This is a genomic window from Moorena sp. SIO3I6 (assembly GCF_010672095.1).
The window spans coordinates 1-2153 of sequence record NZ_JAAHHU010000817.1 but is presented as its reverse complement, the minus strand read 5'-3'; the positions used below and the strand labels follow the sequence as shown (position 1 = coordinate 2153).

3 protein-coding genes are annotated in these 2153 nt (G+C 42.1%); 2 read left to right on the top strand and 1 reads right to left on the bottom strand.

All coding sequences use genetic code 11. The annotated features are described in order from the left end of the window. Both F6K49_RS43090 and F6K49_RS43085 read left to right on the top strand, forming a co-directional pair. The coding region (locus F6K49_RS43090; protein ID WP_293107751.1) for a hypothetical protein at nucleotides 1–464 on the top strand (464 nt) is incomplete at its 5' end. 554 nt (nucleotides 465–1018) lie between these two features. After that, nucleotides 1019–1969 carry a hypothetical protein gene (locus F6K49_RS43085; RefSeq protein ID WP_293107748.1) on the top strand — a complete coding sequence of 317 codons (951 nt, stop codon included), beginning with the start codon at nucleotides 1019–1021 and terminating at the stop codon, nucleotides 1967–1969. Here F6K49_RS43085 and F6K49_RS43080 read toward each other — a convergent pair. Next, nucleotides 1961–2153: zinc ribbon domain-containing protein (locus tag F6K49_RS43080; RefSeq protein WP_293107745.1), on the bottom strand; the 193-nt coding region annotated here is incomplete at its 5' end. The genes F6K49_RS43085 and F6K49_RS43080 overlap by 9 nt on opposite strands.

Sequence of the window (2153 nt, the reverse complement as noted above, 5' to 3'; positions counted from 1 at the left end):
CACCGTACCCAACTAAGGCAACAAAATCCATGACCACTAAAGACGACTTTAAACAACAAATCAAGGCAGGTAACATTAGGGATGCTCTGACCCTATCCCTAGGTGAAGCAGTGGAGTTAGAAATTACAACTTGGGTATCCTCATCTAGCTCAGCTCCTCATTCCTCAGCCGAGCTAGACCAGCCAACCTCTGATTGCACAATGCGTACTCGCATGAATATTGTTGATGGTGAAATCAACAACGAAGTTGGTTCAGAGTTTATGGGCAATGGGCCTTACACTGAACTGAAGCAATTTCACCTACAGCAGGTACAACAAGGACGCCAGATTATTCAGCAAAATTTGGAAAATTTGCAACAACTGTTTACAGTTCTGAGTAGTACTATGGGTCGGCTACCTCAAGACTCTGACGTAGCTACTGATAGTAACTCTAGGCTATCTACTAAAAAACGGAATAGGGAATAGGGAATAGGGAACAGGAAAAAAATCCTGTGTACCTCATTACTATGAGAACCGCTATAACGATTACGGTGCGTTATTAACGCACCCTACAGATAGCTACAGATAGCATATCAAAGGCCAATTATGCGATCGCTACCCAACAATTCGGATTACCTAAGAAAAGCGGTCATTCGACAATTGAAAGAGGATAGACTGTTGCCGCTAGATGATTGATTATGGGGAGTGAAGCTATCAGGTAATTATAAATTGGATTTTTGTGTAATTATAAATTGCATCTTTCAGTAAGAATGCATAATCCCAAAGAACAGTTTCCTGACTTGGGAGGCTCGTTGATAGGAGTTTTTTTTAAAGATTCTGTAAAGGTAACTCCCTGAGCATCATCAAATAATCACATATATAAAAATTCGGTAAAGATCCTTAGTTACCATATCTTTCCTTTGAGCTTTATTTATATACTCACGAAATAACAACAGTTGTTCCAGTTGATTAAGTCTTTGACTATTCTAGTAACGCCACAGGTCGCAACGTTGTTTAACCTACTATCTCAAATCAAATCTATGAACTTACTCAATTCTGGTAAATTTTTGCCTGTAGCGACTACCACTATAGGTACCTTGGCTGCATTGAGCTTGGGAGCTTCTCCTCCTGCTGAGGCGGCATCCTTAAAAACAATCACAGCTTCAGCATTCGCACAAACTCGTTCTAGTGATGCTGATTTTCCCTTCTTTTTTACGTTCTCGTTTCCCGATGTGCCTGGAACAGGGGCAGTCGCTATAGCTGAATCTGTTGCTGACACCTCTGTAGGAAGGGCGGAGGCCTTTGCAAGTTCCACAGCTGAGCGAACTTCAACCGGTAATTTGTTCTTTTCAACTCAAGAGCGTCAAAAAATCCTGCGAAGGACTCCTGGGACGTTGCAGGCTTTTACCGTGACTAATGCAGATGCAGCACCGGATCCATTTAAGTCTCCTTCTTTCCGCGATGTTGTCAATAACGAAGGCATTCCTTTGTCTGTTGAAGAAGAGTTTGAGTCAGATCTGAATACATCTTTGGAGATTACATTTGATGATAAAGCCGATCAGATTGTCTTTGACTTTTTAGGTAGTACTCTATTAAGAACTCAGGGGCTTTTTGAATTTTCAACAGGTATTAGGCTGGAGTCGGTAGGGTTAGGACTATTACGCTCATTTACTATCAATGAAAGTTTTGAGCTCGCTTTTCAAGGAGGTTGGGGATTAGACGATTTGTCATTTACGCAAGATGGCAATACTTTTTCTGCTGATTTCGACAATCTTGATTTCGTAATTCCCGTTAATTCAGAATTTACTGCAGAAGATTTTCAAAATCTCGACTTTAGATTTAACGGCTCAGGTATTGTTGTAGCAGCTTCAACTCCAGAACCTGCTTCTATACTTGGTCTACTATCAGTGGGTATTTTAGGTGCTGGTTCAGTAGTTAGTAAGTTGGGTAGCAGTGACAGCTCCTACACTGACCTTACAGGTTCAGTGTAGGCAACAAGCGCCAATCCGGGCATCCCTTAGGAGGCGCTGGGCTTTAAGAACGGACTGCCCTGCCGCTCTATTTCGTATATTGATAGCTGCATTATGATCGCGGTCAAGACTGCATCCACAATGGGGACAATCATGCCACCGGACATGCAACTTCTTGGGGACTTTATTGCCACAATTGGAGCAA